The following is a 21,496-nucleotide window of genomic DNA, read 5'->3' as shown; positions in this document are numbered from 1 at the left end:
AATTAATAATCTTTTAAATATTTGTTGATTTTATTTTTTACATTAAAAATAAAAAAATAATAAAGTTCTTTGCCTGAAGGTCTTTCTGACGGATTAAACGACAAGCATTTTCTTATTGCATTATTCAAATCGATATTAATATTTTCAATATCTTTTATTTTTTCTTCGGAAAATTTTTTCTTTTTTTTATGGTATTCCAAAAATAAGCCAAGTAAATTTATCTCGGGCATTGATTTCCAATTTGTCAAAGCGTCGTTTGGATACAATCTTATTCCTTTAATATCAAAAAAAATACAAATAATTTTTGCTAAAGAAAAAATATCGGTCTTATCGGTTAAATTAAAATCTCTTTTACAAAACTGCTCCGGAGATTGGAATTCAGGCGTACCTTCTTCTTCACTGTTTCTTTTTTGATTTGCCAGACCGAAATCTATTATCATAATCTTTCGGAACTCTTTTTTATCATTAAACTGAATTATTATATTTTCCGGCTTCATGTCCCTATGGATTATTTTTGAATTATACATAAGCATTATCGCTTCAAAAATTTTTTCCGTAATAATCAATCTTCTTTTAAATTCATTTAAATCTAATTCTTCATTTTTATTAAATAAAGGAAATTTATCTAAATATTTTTTAAGCGTAATACCTTCGCACCAGTCTATTAACAAATAAGCAAATTCTTGATTTTCAAAAATAAATCTTGCCTTGGGAAAAATTTCGGGTATATCGAGAGACATATTTAATGCAACAATTTCTTTTTTAATTGCAATTAAAGTATTTAAAGAAAGGTCAAAAACCTTAAGGGAATAAAAAAGATGCGTATTTAAATCTTTAACCTTATATAAACTTCTCCCTGTACATGCGTTCATAGGATATATTTCATCTAAAATCAAAAACTTTATACTTTTATCAAATTTAATTTCGTTTTTTACTTTTAAAAGCATTTTAATTATTAAATTATGAAATTATAATTAAAAATTTTATTTAATTTTGGATACTAAGTCAACAAGTTCTTCTCCTAACGGTCTTTCGGCAGGATCCATAGACAACATTCTTTTTATGTTATCTAACCAACTTTCATCGAGACCCATTTTTTTTATGTAATCGGGCCACGCATTTTTCTTTTTTAAAAATTTATTGAGGTCTATATATGAATCGAAAGGAATGGAATTATCTTCGCTTAAAATATAACAGACTATCTTTCCAAAACTATAGACATCGGCGGAAGTCGTTACAATATCGCCTGGCGTATTAACTTCCCTTGCCTGAAATTTAATATCTATAGACCTTCTATTTTCAGGAGCTATAGTAGGCAAATATTCAAGATGGCACAATTCAAAATTAGTAAGATATGGCAATATTTCACCTTTAGCCCCTGCTTCTTTAATAATTATATTTTGAGGCGTGATAGCTCTATGGATAATATTTTCTCTGTGAAGCTCTAATAAAATTTGGGATAATTTTTTTAAAACTGCAATCTTTTGAATCCTTTCCGGCTTTGTTTGTAGCCAGTCGACAAGAGTTATGCCGCCTATATCTTCCAAAATAACATAAAAATAACTTTCTTCATAAAATTTATCTATATAATTTTGTAAACCGTCTACATTTCTTAAGTCCTGAAGCGCAGAAAGTTCTCTTTCTAATCTTTTTCTTTCTTCTTCTTCATTCCCTTTAGCCATTGTAGTCAATTTATATTCTTTAACTAATATTTTTTTATTTTTATTTTCTACGTAATGGCCTTTGTAAATTTTTAAATATTGATAAATGTCTTCCCCTGACATCAAATCAAATTTAAACCTGCCGATTGTTTTAAAATCAGTTTCATTATTAACCGTTTTTTCTTCAAATATCGCATTATTTAAAGTTTCGCTCAATAAATTTATTTCTTCTTTGGTTAATTTATTTTTATCTTTAATTTTAGAATCATTAAAATTTTTCTTCAACATTTCAGGAATATCTATAATTTTTGTTATAATTACCTCTCCATACTTTATCGGTATAGGACGCGATACTTGATCAATTATACACTCGACGTTTAAATCGCTATTCGTAAAAATAAATAAACCATTTTTTATGAAATTGTTGGCAACATTATTTAAGCAAATTTTTCCGGCAGTTTTTTTTATGTTATCGGCAAATATGTTAATTATCTCGATTATATTTTTAGCTTTATTATTTCCTTTATTTTTATGTAATTCACCGTTATTATCCATATATTCGGAAAACTCCAGATATTTATCCATATCCATTGTTATTTTTCCTGTATAATTTTTTAATTCTAATAAATATATACCTAATGGACTTATTAAAATTCCGTCAAACCTTCTGATTTTACCATTTTTGTTTATCATAGGATTTGACCCGACTATTTTAAAGCCGTCAAAATTTTTATCTTTAAATAAAACGTCGGCTATGTCGGACAAACCTTTCTTTTCATGTTCATATTCTTCTTGTTTTCCCACAAATGGATTATAAGGCCATTCCTGTTTTATATAACCCAGTCTATTTTCGTAAGGAAACACTATAAAAGCCCAGTCTTTTTCAGATGCAATATCTCTCCCTAAATCTTTCCAGTCTTTTTCGGTTTTTTTTGAATTTAAAATTTTAACGTCTATTTTCTTTAACTTTTCATAATCTATTCCGTCCGTCGATAATATAAAAAATGAATCGCTATTTTGCTCTAAATTAATTACTTGACTGTTTGGCGATATACTTTCATTAAATCCTATAACTTCTATAGGTTGGCTTTCTATCGGTATAACATTTTTTATTTGATCATCTTTATAAGAATTTGGATTTATCTGGTACAAACGAGGATTACCTACCCAGGCAAATTCGACTACATTTTCGATTTTCCTTATTATAACTACTACGGCATATAATTTAAGGTTTTCATATTTAGCTTTATCTATTAAATGTTTGTTTAATTTTAATATTATTTCATTAAGCGAAGTATTTAAAAAATCTATTTTTTCAGTATTATTTTCTTCATAACTAAAATTTTTTAATATTTCTACTATATAATCTGCGGATTTAACCGGATCGGAAGAACCCGATACTCCGTCTGCAAGCACTGCTACATTGCCTGAATCGTGAATCCATACTTTATCGGCGCTGTTCGTATAATAATGTGCAGTACTATCAGGAACAAAAGCTTTAAAAAAAAGATATTTTAAATTATCATTATTCATATCTCACCCAATTTTTAGATTTTTTTTAACGAAAAAAAATATAAGATGCTTGAAATGGACTTATCGCTGGTCAAAAGAGATTTTAAGCTTCATATAGATTTTCATAATAAATTTCTCAAACTATAAACTTTTATTTTTTCTTTTTCCAATTTTATTTTTATTTCCTCATTTACGTCGACCAAAGAAAACAAGGCGAAATATTCCGCTCTTATATTCCGTTCCCATTTGACGAAAGAGGCTTTTTCCTTAAATTTTTTAACGTCAATACTGTTAAAACCGTTGCCGTTAAGTTTACACTCTCCAAAAATAATTTTTTTCTCTTCTTCGTTATAAGCTACAATGTCAATTTCGATATTTTCTTTTTTTGTCCAGAATCCTCCTATTTTCGTAAACTGAAAAGGCAGAGGATTATTTCCGACATCGCTATTTTTTTCTATCAATATGCTTTTTATTAATTCTTCAAATTTAAATCCCATAAAAGTATTTAAATCGGCATATATTTTATCCAGAAGGATTTTTTCTTCTCCTATTTCTATAAGGCTTTGATTTTTATATATATACCTGAACCAAAAACTTACGGCATTATCTATAATACGGTACCTGCCTATTTTGGCTTCAACTTTATATTCCGTTACCGGTAATTTTCTTTCTATAATTTTATATAAAGAGGTAAGTTCCTCAAGATATTTTCCTATACTGTTTATATTAATTCCGCAATAGTCTGCGATACGAACCATTTGCGTGTTGCCGGAAGCAATGGACTGTAATATTGAAAAATAAACTCCGTAATTTTTCCCAAATTCTTCAATAAAAATCTCCCTGCCTTCATTTTGCAACGGCGCATTGCGTTCGCAGAATAATTTTTTAATAACTTCCGCCTTGGATTTTGGAAATAATTTATACCTATCGAGTAAAAAATAATATTTTGGCACGCCCCCGAATAAAGAATAATAAAACAAAAGATTTGAAGGGGTTTTAACGTTATAATCTTCAAGCATTTCTACAAGCGCCGACGGTTTTAAAGGTTCTATATATAATTTGGCAGTAGTTCTTCCCGCCAGCGGTTCGTTTTCTCCTGCAAAAATTCTTTGCATTGACGAAAAAACAGAACCTATAAAAATAAATGCTCCTTTTATATCGTTTTTTTTAGAATCCCAGTAATTTTGCAATACAGAAAAAACCGACGGTTCCACGCTTTCGAAATTTTGAAACTCATCGAAAATTATTATTAAACGATTTTCTTTCATATAACTAAAAAGAAAATTAAAAAAGTCTTCAAACGTTATAAATGCTGTATTTTTTAGAAAAGGAATTTTTAAAGACAAAATATCTCTATATTCCTGCAACAATACGACGGGCTTCTTTTTAGAAACAAAAAAATATACTATGTCGTCTTTTTTTTGCGCAAATTTTACTATAAGTTCCGTTTTGCCGATTCGTCTTCGTCCGGTAATAACGACCATATGGGAAAATTCCGCCGACAGGTCGTAAATTTCTTTAAGTTTATCTAATTCATATTTTCTATCGTAAAATTTCATAGTACAAAATTGTATCATACTATTTTGTACGATTCAATAAAAAATTACTACTAACTTACATTTCTATAATAAATTTTATATCGCTTCCTTCGTATTCTTTTCTTAACGTTCCATATCTTGTGTTTATACTGTCGGATTTTGCAAGCGAAAACAATTCCTCCAATTTTTCCTTGGATTTATTATAACCTTCGGTAACGACGCAAAGCTCTTTTTTTTGCTTTAAAAACTCCATAATAGCTTCTTCTATATCATTCTTGTCGCCTATGAAATCCATTATTTCTCTTTTGTCTTCTATTGCGATATTTTCTTTATCAACGATATTTTCTAATTCCGAATTCACATTTTTATTTTGCTTCTCGCCGTCTATTAAAAATAAACTGCTGTTTATAATACGGTTTACCGATTCTTCTATATCAATATCTTTAGATTTTTCAACGTCGTTTACATTTTTTAAATGCAATAAAATGTTTGGGTATTCCCCTTTCGCGAGTTCAAATTTACAGTTGCATCCTACCTGAGACGTTATATAAGAAAGCCATTCCCTAATTTTATAACAAGAAATAGCATATTTGCTGCCCTTTACTTTATTTATATATTTTAAAGTTATTTTTTGGTCGTAATTTGCGCAAAGACTCATGAAATAATTTACCATATCTTTGCCGTCCGGGGTATGCCCTATGGAGTATAAAATGCTTAATCTTTCCGTATGAGTCAAATATTTCGTAATTCTGGCTTTATCGTAAAGATATTTTAAAACCTGACATTTGTCTAATAAAATTTTAAAATCGTTTTTTTCGTTTTCGTTTAAGTTTACTGCGGTTTGATTAGAATTTTGGTTTCCGGAATTTATAATATTATTTACGGCGGCTTGAGGTATTCTTATTATTTCTTCGATTAAGAATTTAAACTGATTAAAAATTTTATTGCCGTCGTCGTCAACGAAATAAGTTTCTTTGCCCGTATATAAATTTATACCGAGTGGCAGTTTTATTAAACTTCCCATAGTATTAGAATTTAATTTGTTTTCTTTGGGAAATATTTCTACATTGATATGCGGCCTGAATTTATGTTCGTTTACCAAAAAATTAACGAATTTTCTACCGCTTTTTGCCTGCAGCGGCTTTTCGAAGAAAAACCAAACGTGATAACCCTTGTAACCACTGAATTCAATATAGGACTCGGCTCCTGTCTTTTCTTTTAAGGTATTTTTTATAAACAGGGCATAATTAAAAGCCTCATTTAGATAATCATGGTATATATCGGAATCAACCTGAATATTTTTAATATATTCAGCCGATATATCTATATCTAAAAGCGCAAAATTTATACAGTTATCGTTTCTTATTATATATTCCCCGATAGTCGATATGCCGTTGATATGAGATTCGACCGCTTCTTTATCAAGAGGTTTTTCGACCTTAGAATAAGATATTTTGCCTTCCTGAGTAACTGATCCAATTGCGTAATAATTATCGGAACCTATAAAAAGGGATAAAAATTTTGGAATAATTAATTTAAAAACATCCGGTTGTACGATTTCGTTCTTCAATCCAGAATCAATAATCTTTAATTCTTCTTCAATATTTGAATCTCTTAAATCTTCATTACCGGCATTTTCAATTTTATCGCCGGAAAAATATTCTTTCATCTTTCCAGCCAAGCCTTTTAATCCCATTTTACCGTAAATATATGACAACTTATCGTAAGCCGCATCATAATCGGGATTCTTTTCCGTAAATCTGTTTAACAGCCTTATAGCTTTTTCGTAATCGCCTTTTTCTAAAAAATAATCAGAAATTTTAAGAATTCTTTCTCCGTCGTCGACGCTCTTGGATATGAAATCAAAAGAATCTTTTTCAAGGTCGAGTTCGTTTGAAAGAATTGCAGCGTCTAACTTTATGTCCCTAGTATATTCATAAGGAGTATGACTTGACGAACTTGTGATATCTTCCCCGCTTATTCCCGCCGTTTCGCCCGATAATATTTTATCTTTTATGGATTTTATAATAAAAGACGATATGTCTTTTTGATAACTTTTTGCAAGCAAAGCGCTTTTTAAAAGCGACAATCCTATATTTAATTCGGGTTTTTCTTTTAAAAGCTTATCGACGGCGTCCAAAAGTTCCCTCGTATTTTCTTTATCGACCGTTTTAATATCGAAATAATTAAGCCAGCCTTCTATTATACTGTCTATATAAATATTTTTTATTCCGTCTGCGGAAATCCCGTTTATTTTTTCAGAAAAATTACATAAAGATTTTTCGGAAGGATATTTACCGCTTTTATTAAAATGATAACCCAGAAAATCAAATCCTTCTTTTTCGTTTAACCTTACCAATGAACTTTTTTCTTTCGATAAAGTAAGCATAATTTCGTTTTCTAAATAATTAACCGCAATATCCCGAAGTTTTTCGCAGTTTTCAAACGTATCGGCAAACATAACGAAATCATCTGCATAACGCAAATATTTAGAACCTGATTCTTTAAACATAAGTTTATCGAAATCGTTAAGATAAATATTCCCAAACAAAGGAGAAGTAGGCGCGCCCAAAGTTATCCCCTTAGGCGAAGATTCTGAAGAGCTGTTTATTATAAGCGAAAGTAGATTTATAAGAGGTTTTTCTTTTATAACGTTTTTTATTTTTTCTATTAAAAGCTGCGTATCTATAGTATCGAAAAAAGAATGTATGTCTGCATTAAAAGCAAAATTTATTTCAGGCTCTTTGCATAATTTTTCTGTTTTGATAACCGCCTGCAGAGCCGATTTTCTGGGGCGGTAACCGTAAGAACACCTAAGAAAAAGCTTTTCGAATACAGGTTCTAAAACATTCAATATTGCTGTTTGAACAACCCTGTCCCTAACGCACGGAACGCCGAGAGTCCTAACTTTTTCCGAAAATTGCGCTTTATGCCGAAATTTTGCAATAGGTCCCGGAGCATAAACAGATGTTTTTATTTCATCTATTAAAAGATGAATATTTTTATCTAATTCCAAAGCAAATTTATCGGCCGTAATATGATCTGCGCCCGGCGCTCCTCCACCCGACGAAACCTTATTAAAGGCGGAAATAAAATTAGAATATTCCGTAATGCTCTGTATTAATTCGCCCATACTATGCCTTAAAGTGCATTAAAGCGCATTAAATTTAAACTACAAAACAGTTTTTCTCCGGGTCTTTCATTAATCTGCCTATATTTATTTTATTTTTTACGCAAGTTTTATTCAAGGAATAAATCATAATACTGTCGCAAGTTTTGTCGATTTTGATTTTGTAAATTTCAGAAAGCATTTTATCAAACTGTTTTTGCTTAAGCGTTGCTTCAAATACACTGAATTGTACGTGCGTTCCGTAATCTTTAAGAAGTTTTAAAAGCTTAAGCCTCGTTTTATCGTCTTTTATATCGTATGAAATAATATAAAACATTACTTAATAAGCTATAAGTTATAATTTTATATATTATATTTTAATTATTATACTCGGTTTTATAAATTATAGAATTTCTTAAAATATTGACTCTTTCTTTAATATACAACCTTTTTGATTTAACTTTTGAATTTTTGTTCGAATTTACTTTTAAAAGTGTTTGCGAATTTATATTTTTTGAATAATCATTTGCGTTAACGGCGGTTTTATTATCGCCGGAACCAGTCTTCGACATAAGCTTATCGTAATGAAGAAAATATTTTTTCATTGCATCCGGTTTCAAAAATGTTCCGTCAGGCGTCGAATAAAATCGTCTTTCTTCAAAATAGATTTATTTAAAAGCTTAAGAGTAAAACCGTCTATATCGCTTCTAAATTCCTCTACTACGTCGAGGGCAAGCGAAGGCCTGCCGTAATTTATACCGTGCAAAAAACCTATATAAGGATCAAATCCCTGCCCGATCAATACGCTTAATATCTCATTAGTAACAAGCGTATATCCGAAACTTAATAAGGAATTTATAGGGTCTATCGACGGATTTTTTTGCCGGACGTTAAAAATGAGATTTTCATCTCTTATCATCATTTTAAAAGCTTTAAAAAAATAAGAAGCGGCTATTCCTTCTATACCCATAACGGAATTTATAGTCGTTTTATTTTTTACAAGTTCTTTGCATTTTTGAATTGCAATCAAAATGTCTTTAAATTTAGATACGCCGTAATTTCTTGCAAACGAATAAATTAAGTCTATTTCATTGCTTAATTTGATTTCTACTATTTTTTTTGCCAAATTTATTTGAAATTCTTTATCCAAATACCTTTCATACTGCGCAAGCCTTAAAAATATATTCTTTGAATCTATTGCCGCCAATCTTCCGTGACATTTTCCTTTCATAGTAAAAAACGATACGTCTATATTATTTTCAAGCAAAAAATTCATAGCCTGAGTCGTCAACTGAACGTTGCCGAATATAAAAATCCTTTCGACTTTAAAAATAGGAATTTCCAGAATAACCGCCGAATCTTTAGATATTATTATCCTTTTAGATGTTTTAGATATAACGGCTCCCTGTTCCGAAACGTAAATTGTCGACATAAAATTAAATTGAATAAAATCTTAAAATCTATTTTTAACGTTTTTTTATATAAATTACTATATCTTTTCGATTGTTACCGCAGTACCGTAAGCGACTACTTCGCTCATTGACTGACCCTGTCCCGAGTCGAACTCGTTACTGTCAAAACGCATCATAATAATAGCGTTAGCATTCAAACCTTGAGCTTCGTTAATCATGGCCTGAATCGCCTCGTCCCTTGTCTGAATTACAAGTTTAATATATCCGTCTTGATTTCCGCCAAACATAGCCTTTAAGTTTCCAAACATATTTCCGAAAACCGACCTAGATTTTATACATGCTCCCTGCACGAGACCTTTTATTTCGATAATTTTGTAACCGGGTATATTTTCAGTAGTTACAACTAACATTTTTGCCTCCTTAGTTTTTATTTAAAAATCATCGCCGAAACCTGAACTACCGCTACCAAAGCCGTCGTCGTCTCCGAAACTGCCGCTACTTCCAAAATCGCCATTATTGCTAAACATATCGTTATTCATAATATCGTCGTCAGAATTCATAAAACTATCGTTGCTATTGTTAAAATCATCTGAATTATCCATGCCATAAGGATTGCCGCCTACATCAACTCCGCTCGTATCTCCGTTAACCATCGGAAGCCCCGAAGCGGGGTTAATAGTCGTACCGATATCCATACTTCCGTTATCATCGTTAAACAATCCGCCCAACCAACTAAATAAGCCCATATCGATAACCTCCTATTAAGTTAAATTATTTTTACGTTCTTAATTGCCTATTTTTTCTTTTATTTATACCTCCGTCTAACAACTGTTGCCTGATGCATCATAACAGTAATACTTCAAATAATCCCTTATAAATCAGAGAAATATTTTTACCTTTTTAATGTAACTATAATTTTTTATCTATCTTAATATTTCTTTTATCAGTAAATACGCCGTATCTTTTGCCGTAATTTCCCGTCTTGGATATTTTATAAACCGCATATTCAAATGGATTTAAATGTTTTTTAATTTTTTTGTTGATATTTGTAATATTTTGTATAAAAAATTCGTCGCCTTTGTTTTGCTTTTTAAAAGACTCGGCAAGTCTTTCATATTGTCCGCTGTTTTTTGAATAAATCTTTTCATAAACGTTTAAAACTATTTTTATATTATCGTCAGACGAAAGGTCGTTTATGGATAAATAACAATCGGTGCAATCTCCGCAAAAATCGTTTTTACATTTAATTTTTAAATAGTGAAACATATAATATATTGATAATTCTATTGGACGAAGCGTAATTTTTTTACTTCCCAAAAGAACGGAATTATTTTTAATATCGAAAGCTACTATTTTGTCTCCGCAATAATCAATTTTTTTCTGAGCAATTCCGACTAAATCGTCATAAAACAGGTCGTCTTTTATATTTAAAAGTTTGCGTAATTTTAAAAAAACTATTTCCGAAGAATAAATTTTTGCATCTTTCGTTTCCAAAATTTTTAACGTATTTCCGGATGCATCTTTAACCTCTATTTTTTTGTTATTAGGCGGTATATAGTAAAAATCCTTATTCGACTCAAAATCGGGACTTACTAAGATATGACACAGTATATCGTCGTCTTTTGCATATAACTGTGCGGCGAGGGCAAGATAAGCCGTCATAGTTTTTCTGCCTCCGGCGGCGGAAAATATACACTTAGAATCAGGAATGAGGGTAATTTCTTTAATAAATTGAACTATTTCATTTCCGACTATTGCGCTGTCTTTATCGGAAATTATATCTTCTACGGGAGCATCAGAACCTAACACGGTTATAGAACTTTCGTCAAATTTAATGCTTTTTGGGTCTATATTATAGTCTTTGCAAAAAGAATAAAACTTGCCGTTGTTTTTGTCTAAAAGCATATTAATTATTTTTTGTTTTCCGGGACTTGTCGTTAAAACTTTTATTTCGTCTATCCAAAAAGGCGGTTTTCTTTCTATTAAGTAGTAATATAAAGTCTCGGTAATGATTTGCGGACTTAAACCTGCTATGCTTACCAATATTGTTTTCATATTTTATATTTAAAATTATATATTAATAATTATATATTGTCGATAATTTTAACATTCGCCGTTTAACTTTTACATAGTTACGTAATAAAAAAACGGGCAGATTATAATTATAAAAGTAAATATATAATATAATCAACCCGTTTTATTTTATCATGATGCAGTTTTATTTAGCGTCGAAGTAATGCAAATCACATTCCAAAAGAGATGCTGTTGACCGAATTGGTGAATGCATAATTTTTTACTATGCCTTTTTTATTGAATAGAATAACCAACATTTTTTTATGTCCCTTAACGTCTTTAGCAAACAAATTTACAACGGGAATATAGGCTGCCACAGTATCATGTTCATGCTGATATTCGTATGTCCACATAGAATCCCCTTTGCTATTAAAAGAAATCTTTTCGGGATCTCCGAACATCTGTTTTATTTGCGATTTAGTAGTTTTACCTTTTATAATCTTTCTTGAAATCGTATTATTTGATTCATTTGCAATCCTGCCGTTTCCAATACCGGCGGCACAGCCTGAAAGAGTTGCGGCAGATATCGTTAACGCTAAAATCAACAATAATAAAATTTTTGATTTTTTCATTTTTTATTCTTATCCTCCTAGAAATTATAATCAATTCCTATTGTAAAATTGTTAACTTTATCGCTATCGGATAATGCGCCTCCGAAATACTGCGCCGTTACTCCCCAACTTGGATTAAATAAATATTCCACCCCTGCGCCGTATAACAAACCGCCTTCGGAACTCATACTCGATACATACTGGGCATTATCGCATTCCGTATCCCCTTCTATATCGAAACATTGAGTACCGGTGTTTGACGTACCGACAAAAGCGTAATCTACATAACCCAATTTAATAAACGGCATTAAATTATGGTAATCGTATCCGCCCTTTAAAAATATTCCATAATACATGGAATGAAGGCTTGCGCTTACACCGGAATAAGAATAAGAACCGTTGTCCGCGTAACCCAATAATAAACCCCCACCTACAATTATCTTATTCATGTTAAAATTTTTACCGATTGCGATATTGTAAGTTCCGCCAGACTTTGAAGATATTCCGCTTATACTTGTTTCAGCCAATCCTCCGTTAAGGCTCACGTAATAATCGTTATAATTTGAATAAGAACTTGCATAAACCCTGCCCGCAGACAAACCCAACAACAGCATAACTGCGATTAAAACTGCAAAAGCCGATAGTCTGGCATGCTTTAATTTTGTTTTGAATTTCGTTTTTTCCATTTTACCCTCCTAAAAATTAATTTAAATTAATTAAATTTAATAAACTATAATTTAATCGTCCGACCAGCCGAACGTTTAATTAAATTATAAATTATTAAAAATAAATTGTATTTCAAAACAATGTTGTTTTAATGTTAATTGGAGGGTATTGAAAGGCTTATTTGCAGGAAAATAATTTATTATTTATTTAGTAGAAAATTACCGCCTTTTTTATAATTATATCACACATAAGTCGCAATCTTTTTTATAAATCAGGGAAATATTCTTACTCCATAATTGCTACCTCTCCCAGTCTCTGCCATTACCATTACCCAACCTGTTCTGCAAGTCTTTAGAAAAGATGTTAGGGCTCTTGCGATACGGATAGATTCTGTTAACAAAAAAGAGAATTTTTTAAATATTCTTTGACCTTTATTTTGAAAAACGCGCTCATTTCTTCCGTTGAAATTTTTATTGAAGGGGAAAGCTTCTCTTCAATATAATTTTCTTTAAAAATTTTGTCTCCGGTTATAAGCGCGGATAAAAAAGCCTTCTCGCTGAATTGACCGCCGTAAAGATTTTTAGCTTGTTTAATAAGAAAGTCTAAACCGAATTTTTCCGATAAAATATAATTGTCGTAATAATCTCTTATTTCTTTTCTCTGCGTTACCGTAAAAGCTTTCATTCCTGCAACCGTATTAAGATTTGCAATGTTTAGATTATTTCTTAAATTAGTATGTTCATTATTTAAAAAATCACTTCCCGACGCTACAAATTCTACTTTAATCCCTATTATATGAAATTTTCTGTGAGTTTCACTGAAAGGAACTCCGATATCTTCTATTATATAATAACCTCTTTTAGACATATTATTAATTATATTATTAACTTCTTCGTTATTTAAAGCAGATAATGGACTGAATAAATCTATGTCTTCGGATAATCTATGCTTAATATGATAGCTTAAAGCACTTCCGCTTACAAAGACGTAATTTTTAATTAGGGGTTCTTTAGATAATGAATCCAGTACTCTCTCCGTGCCTTCAGTCCATATTAACGACTTCATATTTGACCATCTTTTTTAATATCTATAATGATTTCCAATAGTTCAATTAAAGCAATATATCCAATTTCCCTTTTTTTATAAAATTCAGGCTTTATCTTCTTATACGCAGTTTCAAGTTCATCGAAATTAAACATGGAAACTAATTTTAAAATACTGTTCAAATCGCTATTCTCCAAAACTTGATATAATATTTTAGACAGCGGAAAATAAGATTTATCGATATCGCAATACCAGAAAGTTCCTCTGCTTACGGGTAAATCTTTTAACCTGTACAATACTTCTTTGTTTTTATCTATTATCTTTTCCATAATATTATATCATATCATATCATACCCCACGTTAAGTTCTTTAATCTTTTTAAGTTATTCCGGATTTGTCAACACCGATTTAAAATTAATTAAAACACCGAACAAAAAGTGCATACATAAAAAGCCGAGTTTTTTGCCATATCTTTAGCGGCGAAAGTTTTTACAGAGCCTTTGTCGCAATCCAGTATAAATCAAAGAAATATTCTTACATGTTAATAATTTTATTTTCTACGGACACCGAAAAAAGGAGCTCACAATCCCTTATAAATCAGGGAAATATTCTTACACTTTGCAGGGCTTGCGCTTGTAGTGTTAGATTTAGCGTTAGCCTAGTCGCAATCCCAAATAAATCTGGAAATATTCTACGAGATAAACAGTTTTGCCGCTCAATTTAGCGGTAGAAATAAGGTCGTAATCCATTATAAATCGGGAAATATTCATACTAAAAGTAAGGGTTGCGCTCGTTGCGGGACTTAACCCAGTCGTAATCCATTATAAATCAGGGAAATATTCAAACAGCGGCGAAAGCCGCAAAGGAGATTAAAATGAAAAAAAATAAGTCGCAATCCATTATAAATCAGGGAAATATTCTTACGTAACATATAACCCAAAAAGCAACAGAACATACCTTGTTTTGTCGCAATCCCTTATAAATCAGGGAAATATTCTTACCATAATGCTACTCTTATCTATAGATTTTCTATGGATAAGAAGTCGCAATCCCTTATAAATCAGGGAAATATTCTTACAGGAAAATGAAAATGAAAAAAGCTGCCCATATGGGCAGTCGTCGCAATCCCTTATAAATCAGGGAAATATTCTTACAGGAAGCACCCTGCGAAGGGTGCCAGCAGTATTATGTGTCGCAATCCCTTATAAATCAGGGAAATATTCTTACGATGTATTTGAAAATTATAATAAGGCTTTAGAAGTAAAGTCGCAATCCCTTATAAATCAGGGAAATATTCTTACCAATTAAATCATCTTAAATTTCATTTTAAAATATTTCATTTTCGTCGCAATCCCTTATAAATCAGGGAAATATTCTTACGGATAAAAGTGGCCCCCAACTCCGAAAAAGTAAAAAAAAGTCGCAATCCCTTATAAATCAGGGAAATATTCTTACCCGAAAATATTCTGGATAGGTATTTCGATACCGAATATTTAGGTCGCAATCCCTTATAAATCAGGGAAATATTCTTACACGTAAAAAAAACGGGTATTCATTATATCCGTTTGCAAGATGACAGTCGCAATCCCTTATAAATCAGGGAAATATTCTTACGGATCCAAAGCGATCAGGTTTTTACAATGTTTAATGATTGTCGCAATCCCTTATAAATCAGGGAAATATTCTTACAGCACTATGGCAAATTATCTTAGTAAGGGCAAGCAGGTTTGTCGCAATCCCTTATAAATCAGGGAAATATTCTTACCAAAGGAGAAGAAAAAATGGAAATGACAGAAGAAAAATTAAGTCGCAATCCCTTATAAATCAGGGAAATATTCTTACAAAAATTAAAAATGTTTATCACTATGAAAAATCATATATTGTCGCAATCCCTTATAAATCAGGGAAATATTCTTACCTAATCATAAAAAAGCAGATCCTAATGTTAGTGTATTATATGTCGCAATCCCTTATAAATCAGGGAAATATTCTTACTCGATAACAATGCAAAAATATATGACTCATTGTGGAGTCGTCGCAATCCCTTATAAATCAGGGAAATATTCTTACAAAAATATCAAGGGAGGCTTTAAAATGACTTCTCAAGAGATTTGTCGCAATCCCTTATAAATCAGGGAAATATTCTTACAGGAGTAAAAATGGAAAAGGAAAAAAAGGAAACAAAGGTCGCAATCCCTTATAAATCAGGGAAATATTCTTACTAAAAAGATTGAAGAAAAATTAAGTTTAACTGTCAAAACCTCGTCGCAATCCCTTATAAATCAGGGAAATATTCTTACCCATTATGCAATTATTAAATAATGCGGATGTTAAGGCGATCCGTCGCAATCCCTTATAAATCAGGGAAATATTCTTACATTCTCACTGTGAAAGTGAAGGTGAAATGTTTTTGAAACTGTCGCAATCCCTTATAAATCAGGGAAATATTCTTACAGAATAGAGAATTTTAAGGAAGCATATAACGAGTTTTTAGGTCGCAATCCCTTATAAATCAGGGAAATATTCTTACAAGACAAAAAGAAAAAAGACTGCCCATACGGGCAGTTAAGCTGTCGCAATCCCTTATAAATCAGGGAAATATTCTTACGGTAAAGGGGCTTCCGGAGATAAGAGGGTGTGTTTTTAAGTCGCAATCCCTTATAAATCAGGGAAATATTCTTACCCAAATCTGGAATGGTAACCCCCAAATCTGGAATGGTAACCGTCGCAATCCCTTATAAATCAGGGAAATATTCTTACCAATGCGGACAAAAAAGAAAAATAAATAACTTCGCTATAAGTCGCAATCCCTTATAAATCAGGGAAATATTCTTACCCTATATATAACTTAAGTTAACCCTCGGACGCGAGGATAGGGTCGCAATCCCTTATAAATCAGGGAAATATTCTTACCCTATATATAACTTAAATTAATCCCGGACGCGGGACATAGGAGGTCGCAATCCCTTATAAATCAGGGAAATATTCTTACCCGTTCTGATGTCGTCGCACCGAATACCGGTGCAACGGCAATGTCGCAATCCCTTATAAATCAGGGAAATATTCTTACTTGTTAGTAGAACCGACTTTATCGGAGGAGTTAGCAAACAAGTCGCAATCCCTTATAAATCAGGGAAATATTCTTACATCCGCATTAAAAAGACAGTTAGCAGAGTTAGAATCATTTGTCGCAATCCCTTATAAATCAGGGAAATATTCTTACGTAATATATATGACGAACGTAATTTTTAACTTTACAGGAGGGTCGCAATCCCTTATAAATCAGGGAAATATTCTTACCATCCTTCACCAGAAGGATGGTAAAAAAACTCCAGAGAACTGTCGCAATCCCTTATAAATCAGGGAAATATTCTTACAGGAGCAAAGATGTTAAGAAAAATTTATTACTATGTCCAAGTCGCAATCCCTTATAAATCAGGGAAATATTCTTACACTTCGGTAAAACTTTTTTCTGTAGAAAAAATTTGTTCGTGTGTCGCAATCCCTTATAAATCAGGGAAATATTCTTACTGTCCCTGATAGGGACAATAAAGGAAATAAGGTTAAAAACATGTCGCAATCCCTTATAAATCAGGGAAATATTCTTACTACAAATTTGGAAAAAACCAAATTTGTAAATCTGACACCTGTCGCAATCCCTTATAAATCAGGGAAATATTCTTACATTTTTAAAGGACGGATTTTGTGTTTTGATCTGTTATATATGTCGCAATCCCTTATAAATCAGGGAAATATTCTTACTAATTAATTTAAAATTCAAGGAGGGTTTGAAATGAAAGACTTGGTCGCAATCCCTTATAAATCAGGGAAATATTCTTACTTGATAAAGGTTGATTTGTAGTTATCATTTCTTTTTCCCGTCGCAATCCCTTATAAATCAGGGAAATATTCTTACCTGGCCGAAATAAATTTAACGGGGGGTATATAGATTTTAACCTGTCGCAATCCCTTATAAATCAGGGAAATATTCTTACAAAATAGAATAAAAAGAGGAAAAATATGATAGTAGTTAGTCGCAATCCCTTATAAATCAGGGAAATATTCTTACAATCATATAAACATCTTTTCTACTATGAAAGAAAAGATGCGTCGCAATCCCTTATAAATCAGGGAAATATTCTTACGGGGAGGTGAAAAAAAATGAATAAAGAAGATAGATTTATGGTATGAAAGAAAAGATGCGTCGCAATCCCTTATAAATCAGGGAAATATTCTTACTTAATAAAGGAGGTAAAATGATAATGTTGATATTTGCCTGCGTCGCAATCCCTTATAAATCAGGGAAATATTCTTACAAAAAGGTTAGCAGGCTTTTTTTAATAAATATAAATAGGAGAAAGTCGCAATCCCTTATAAATCAGGGAAATATTCTTACTATCCGTATAGCAGCCTTAAAAAAACAGCTTGCCGAACTTGGTCGCAATCCCTTATAAATCAGGGAAATATTCTTACGGGGGTACAAAATGGAAAATGAAAAAAAAGGCATTCACTAGTCGCAATCCCTTATAAATCAGGGAAATATTCTTACCATACGTTAAGAATGTGCCTTCAAAATTCAAATCAAATCCGTCGCAATCCCTTATAAATCAGGGAAATATTCTTACATGGGCAGTTAAGCTGTCCGTATGGACAGAAATGTGAAATGTCGCAATCCCTTATAAATCAGGGAAATATTCTTACTCTTTAATATCTGCAGCACTATCTGTTGATAAAAGAATAGCAAAGTCGCAATCCCTTATAAATCAGGGAAATATTCTTACATTAATATAGACTATCTGGCATCAGAAGTATTACATATAAGGTCGCAATCCCTTATAAATCAGGGAAATATTCTTACCCGCAATATTAAATTAACATTTAAAAAGGAGTCAAAAATGGAGTCGCAATCCCTTATAAATCAGGGAAATATTCTTACCCTGATAATCTTTCTGTGAATCCATTTTTAACATATAATATGGTCGCAATCCCTTATAAATCAGGGAAATATTCTTACGTATTCATTATATCCGCATCAATTCGGATCAAGTTTTTTGTCGCAATCCCTTATAAATCAGGGAAATATTCTTACATAAGGAGGTGATCTTATGTCGTGGAAATATTATACTATTTTGTCGCAATCCCTTATAAATCAGGGAAATATTCTTACAACCATATGGTTAATTAACACGACAATAAGGAGGTGATCTTAGTCGCAATCCCTTATAAATCAGGGAAATATTCTTACTTGTGAATATTTCAATGACGAACTATGTTCGTTCGTCAGTCGCAATCCCTTATAAATCAGGGAAATATTCTTACGGTACGTTTAATAAAAGATATCTCCATTTCTACCTATGGTGTCGCAATCCCTTATAAATCAGGGAAATATTCTTACATAGCATGAATCTGATAGATGAAAACATATATCAGATTCAAAGTCGCAATCCCTTATAAATCAGGGAAATATTCTTACCTTACAATATAGGTATTGAGTGGAGTGGTAAGCAAGGGTTAAAGTCGCAATCCCTTATAAATCAGGGAAATATTCTTACGCAGGTTAACTGTCCATATAATGGGCAACCCTGCGAAGGTTGGTCGCAATCCCTTATAAATCAGGGAAATATTCTTACTTAATCAATTACTGAAAATTTATAAGGCTTGCCTTATAAATTTGTCGCAATCCCTTATAAATCAGGGAAATATTCTTACCAAATGTGGTTAATGTATTCCGAACAATGTGATTATTGTATATTGTCGCAATCCCTTATAAATCAGGGAAATATTCTTACTTAGATTATATTATGCAATCCATTTTAAGGGTTGATAATATAACGTCGCAATCCCTTATAAATCAGGGAAATATTCTTACGCTCTTACCAGATGATGAACTCATATTCTTATACGAATGGTCGCAATCCCTTATAAATCAGGGAAATATTCTTACATTAATCCCGGACGCGGGACATAGGAGTTTTTTTCTATGTTTGTCGCAATCCCTTATAAATCAGGGAAATATTCTTACCCCAGATGAAGAAACACTTCCCCTAGGGGAAGTGTTTGAGTCGCAATCCCTTATAAATCAGGGAAATATTCTTACGAAACTTAACATTAGTTTAACCGAAGACGACCTGAAGACGTCGCAATCCCTTATAAATCAGGGAAATATTCTTACAGTTATCGAGAATTTAGACGAAACTTTAATGACAGAGCCATCGTCGCAATCCCTTATAAATCAGGGAAATATTCTTACATTACCCTTTGTAAGTTGTTGAAATAATTAATCTATTTGAATCGTTTTTCGTAATGTCCGAGTTATCCACAGGTTATCAACAGTTTTCATATGTCAAATAACGATATTTTTTAACTTTAAAGTTAGTATATATAATCGTTTCCGTAATGTCAAGGGTTTTTGTTACAAAAACAGATAACGGAAAGCGTTGATAATGCTGTATCTTTTGTAATGTGTTGAAATTATTAATATTTTTAGCCGTTCTAATTATAGTTAAAACTATTGTCAAATAATTTTAAGTTCTTTTTTTATTTCTTCTTTAATGTTAATTAAGTTGTCAGGTTTTATAATACTGCAGTTTAACAATCTTGCTCGTTTTGATAGAGATTCTTTTATTTCGCCTGGATGGTCTTTTTTGTCTATTATGTTATCAGAGGCGGTGCTTGCAAGAAAACTTCTGGTGGTTAAACGTCCAAGGTCTGCTTGCAGGGCGGAAATTTTATAGAGAATATCGGTTTCGGAGTCGTGTGCTTGATTGAGCGATTTACATTCTACCATATAAAGATTATTGTTATATGTGAAAAGGACGTCGAACTCGTTTTCCGCTTCCATGCCCGTAGATAGATTTCTTACTCTTACGTTTATTCCTAAATCGTTAAATATCCCCTGCTCCTTTAATTCGTTTAATTCGTTAAAACAAAAACGTTCGAGCCAGCCGCCGGTTAAAAACTCGAAATGGTGTTTTTTGATTTCACCTTTTATTTGAACTTCTATGCTTTTATTATCGTCTATTGTATGATGAACGGAAATCGGCTCGGTTAATTCGACGGAAATATTAACTCTCGGATTCTTATAATCTTTCAATATATGGGTTACGGAAAAATGTTTAAGATAATGGAAATTGAATAATTCTTTGATAAGTTTTAAGACGGATTCGACGTTGTCGGCTTTAAAAATGCATTTAATATCTATGATATGCTGTTTATTTTTATTAAATGGAATCTGCAAAATTTTTAATTCATGAAATAAAGAAGATAAAAAATTATTTAAACTATCATAATTTTGCATTATGAATTTAGATATTTCTTTAGTATCTATTGCAAGTTTAAACGGTGGATAAGATTCGTTAAATCCGTCATTAAAAATACTATCGTCTTTTGAGACTATACCTATACCGTTTGAAGCAAAATATTGGGATATGTTTAATCTTCTGTCTATACTTACGGACGGTTCGCATTTATCCGTGCCGTAACAGTTTTCGGTTAAATCGACTATTTTGTTGGTACCTATAGGAATATAGTCAATTTTATATTTTTTGGCGGGAAGATTTTTGGTTAATTTAACGGCGTTATATAAACCCAAGGCCATAATTTTGGTACCGCCGGTAATGTTTGCGATAACTTCGTCAAACTTTTCGCCAGATCTGTTTTTTAAATCTTTAAACCATTCTTCTATTTTCCCCTCTACGTCGGCTGGGGATTCGGGATTAACGCTTATTATCCATAAATTGCCTTTTTCTTCGGAATATATAGAATTCGGCGATTTGGATATTTTCTTTAAACCGCTAAGAATGAATTCTATCTTAGGTTTCATTCTCTCGGTAGCAACCATAAGTAATGCATCTGGCTTATAATAATCTATGCATAATACATTTGGAATCGTTTGGTCGCTGATTAAGGAGATTAGAAGGTTCATAATATT

15 protein-coding genes and 1 CRISPR repeat array are annotated in these 21,496 nt (G+C 31.7%); all 15 genes read right to left on the bottom strand.

The annotated features are described in order from the left end of the window. Positions 1-2: 2 nt before the first annotated feature. Complete coding sequence (locus tag EVJ48_04705; protein RZV39496.1) at positions 3-947, bottom strand: hypothetical protein; 945 nt, start codon at positions 945-947, stop codon at positions 3-5. Between the two features lie 36 nt (positions 948-983). Continuing rightward, positions 984-3,194, bottom strand: coding sequence for a hypothetical protein (locus EVJ48_04700; protein RZV39495.1), 2,211 nt, complete (start codon positions 3,192-3,194; stop codon positions 984-986). Between the two features lie 101 nt (positions 3,195-3,295). Continuing rightward, positions 3,296-4,750, bottom strand: coding sequence for an ATP-binding protein (locus tag EVJ48_04695; GenBank protein ID RZV39494.1), 1,455 nt, complete (start codon positions 4,748-4,750; stop codon positions 3,296-3,298). Between the two features lie 37 nt (positions 4,751-4,787). Next, positions 4,788-7,844, bottom strand: coding sequence for a hypothetical protein (locus tag EVJ48_04690; GenBank protein RZV39493.1), 3,057 nt, complete (start codon positions 7,842-7,844; stop codon positions 4,788-4,790). Positions 7,845-7,878: 34 nt separating this feature from the next. Then, on the bottom strand, positions 7,879-8,157 hold the full coding sequence (gene cas2 / locus EVJ48_04685; protein RZV39492.1) for a CRISPR-associated endonuclease Cas2: 279 nt from the start codon (positions 8,155-8,157) through the stop codon (positions 7,879-7,881). A gap of 40 nt (positions 8,158-8,197) precedes the next feature. Then, on the bottom strand, positions 8,198-8,425 hold the full coding sequence (locus EVJ48_04680) for a hypothetical protein (GenBank protein RZV39491.1): 228 nt from the start codon (positions 8,423-8,425) through the stop codon (positions 8,198-8,200). An 11-nt stretch (positions 8,426-8,436) separates the two neighbouring features. Then, positions 8,437-9,252: a CRISPR-associated endonuclease Cas1 gene (gene cas1, locus EVJ48_04675; GenBank protein RZV39490.1), complete on the bottom strand. Its 816-nt coding sequence runs from the start codon at positions 9,250-9,252 to the stop codon at positions 8,437-8,439. Positions 9,253-9,309: 57 nt separating this feature from the next. Continuing rightward, the gene (locus tag EVJ48_04670) at positions 9,310-9,642 is read right to left on the bottom strand and encodes a YbjQ family protein (protein RZV39489.1); all 333 of its coding nucleotides are present in this window, start codon (positions 9,640-9,642) and stop codon (positions 9,310-9,312) included. 21 nt (positions 9,643-9,663) lie between these two features. After that, a complete protein-coding gene (locus EVJ48_04665) occupies positions 9,664-9,978 on the bottom strand; it encodes a hypothetical protein (GenBank protein ID RZV39488.1) in 315 nt (104 codons plus the stop codon). Between the two features lie 163 nt (positions 9,979-10,141). After that, the gene (locus EVJ48_04660) at positions 10,142-11,287 is read right to left on the bottom strand and encodes a TIGR02584 family CRISPR-associated protein (GenBank protein RZV39487.1); all 1,146 of its coding nucleotides are present in this window, start codon (positions 11,285-11,287) and stop codon (positions 10,142-10,144) included. A gap of 188 nt (positions 11,288-11,475) precedes the next feature. Continuing rightward, positions 11,476-11,877 (bottom strand): hypothetical protein, encoded by a 402-nt coding sequence (locus EVJ48_04655; GenBank protein RZV39486.1) that lies wholly within the window; start codon positions 11,875-11,877, stop codon positions 11,476-11,478. A gap of 17 nt (positions 11,878-11,894) precedes the next feature. After that, on the bottom strand, positions 11,895-12,542 hold the full coding sequence (locus tag EVJ48_04650) for a hypothetical protein (GenBank protein RZV39485.1): 648 nt from the start codon (positions 12,540-12,542) through the stop codon (positions 11,895-11,897). Between the two features lie 373 nt (positions 12,543-12,915). Continuing rightward, complete coding sequence (locus EVJ48_04645; protein RZV39484.1) at positions 12,916-13,587, bottom strand: hypothetical protein; 672 nt, start codon at positions 13,585-13,587, stop codon at positions 12,916-12,918. Continuing rightward, on the bottom strand, positions 13,584-13,895 hold the full coding sequence (locus tag EVJ48_04640) for a hypothetical protein (protein RZV39483.1): 312 nt from the start codon (positions 13,893-13,895) through the stop codon (positions 13,584-13,586). The genes EVJ48_04645 and EVJ48_04640 overlap by 4 nt, the downstream gene beginning before the upstream one ends. Before the next feature lie 172 nt (positions 13,896-14,067). Continuing rightward, a CRISPR array of direct repeats spans positions 14,068-19,816; the repeat unit is 36 nt; unit sequence GTCGCAATCCCTTATAAATCAGGGAAATATTCTTAC. Between the two features lie 264 nt (positions 19,817-20,080). Then, entirely contained in the window at positions 20,081-21,490 is a 1,410-nt protein-coding gene (locus EVJ48_04635; GenBank protein ID RZV39482.1) for a DUF1887 family protein, read from the bottom strand. Between the last annotated feature and the right edge of the window lie 6 nt (positions 21,491-21,496).

This window comes from Candidatus Acidulodesulfobacterium acidiphilum (assembly GCA_008534395.1).
Taxonomy (GTDB): domain Bacteria; phylum SZUA-79; class SZUA-79; order Acidulodesulfobacterales; family Acidulodesulfobacteraceae; genus Acidulodesulfobacterium_A; species Acidulodesulfobacterium_A acidiphilum.
This window is presented reverse-complemented; position numbering and strand designations above follow the sequence as displayed.